Below are 1,218 nucleotides of genomic sequence, written 5' to 3'. Positions count from 1 at the left end.
AGTACCAGCGTACGGCCCACAGAATGATGTCACGCTGAAAATGCCGGCCTTTGAATGGGTTCATGTGCAGCTCCATCAGCAAAAGGGGATGATAAGTTTATCACCACCGACTATTTGCAACAGTGCCGATAAAAATATATCATCATGAACAATAAAACTGTCTGCTTACATAAACAGTAATACAAGGGGTGTTATGAGCCATATTCAACGGGAAACGTCTTGCTCGAGGCCGCGATTAAATTCCAACCTGGATGCTGATTTATATGGGTATAGATGGGCTCGCGATAATGTCGGGCAATCAGGTGCGACAATCTATCGATTGTATGGGAAGCCCAATGCGCCAGAGTTGTTTCTGAAACATGGCAAAGGTAGCGTTGCCAATGATGTTACAGATGAGATGGTCAGACTAAACTGGCTGACGGCATTTATGCCTCTTCCGACCATCAAGCATTTTATCCGTACTCCTGATGATGCATGGTTACTCACCACTGCGATCCCCGGGAAAACAGCATTCCAGGTATTAGAAGAATATCCTGATTCAGGTGAAAATATTGTTGATGCGCTGGCAGTGTTCCTGCGCCGGTTGCATTCGATTCCTGTTTGTAATTGTCCTTTTAACAGCGATCGCGTATTTCGTCTCGCTCAGGCGCAATCACGAATGAATAACGGTTTGGTTGATGCTAGTGATTTTGATGACGAGCGTAATGGCTGGCCTGTTGAACAAGTCTGGAAAGAAATGCATAAGCTTTTGCCATTCTCACCGGATTCAGTCGTCACTCATGGTGATTTCTCACTTGATAACCTTATTTTTGACGAGGGGAAATTAATAGGTTGTATTGATGTTGGACGAGTCGGAATCGCAGACCGATACCAGGATCTTGCCATCCTATGGAACTGCCTCGGTGAGTTTTCTCCTTCATTACAGAAACGGCTTTTTCAAAAATATGGTATTGATAATCCTGATATGAATAAATTGCAGTTTCATTTGATGCTCGATGAGTTTTTCTGAGGCACTGTTGCAAATAGTCGGTGGTGATAAACTTATCATCCCCTTTTGCTGATGGAGCTGCACATGAACCCATTCAAAGGCTGGCATTTTCAGCGTGACATCATTCTGTGGGCCGTACGCTGGTACTGCAAATACGGCATCAGTTACCGTGAGCTGCAGGAGATGCTGGCTGAACGCGGAGTGAATGTCGATCACTCCACGATTTACCG

1 protein-coding gene and 1 pseudogene are annotated in these 1,218 nt (G+C 45.0%); both read left to right on the top strand.

The window, feature by feature from the left end; all coding sequences use genetic code 11:
• Positions 1-193 precede the first annotated feature (193 nt).
• Complete coding sequence (locus FTT91_RS14585) at positions 194-1,009, top strand: aminoglycoside O-phosphotransferase APH(3')-Ia (protein ID WP_000018326.1); 816 nt, start codon at positions 194-196, stop codon at positions 1,007-1,009.
• A gap of 63 nt (positions 1,010-1,072) precedes the next feature.
• Positions 1,073-1,218, top strand: a pseudogene (locus FTT91_RS14580) (IS6 family transposase); the annotation flags it as partial.

It is taken from the genome of Acinetobacter sp. YH12021, assembly GCF_013420145.1.
In the GTDB taxonomy this organism is placed as follows: domain Bacteria; phylum Pseudomonadota; class Gammaproteobacteria; order Pseudomonadales; family Moraxellaceae; genus Acinetobacter; species Acinetobacter towneri.
The sequence above is the reverse complement of the archived record's forward strand: the minus strand, read 5'-3'. Positions and strand labels throughout refer to the sequence as shown.

What these genes read in the sequence shown, in the direction of transcription:
- FTT91_RS14585 (WP_000018326.1), top strand. Translation starts at nt 194, where the DNA reads ATGAGCCATATTCAACGGGAAACGTCTTGCTCGAGGCCGCGATTAAAT.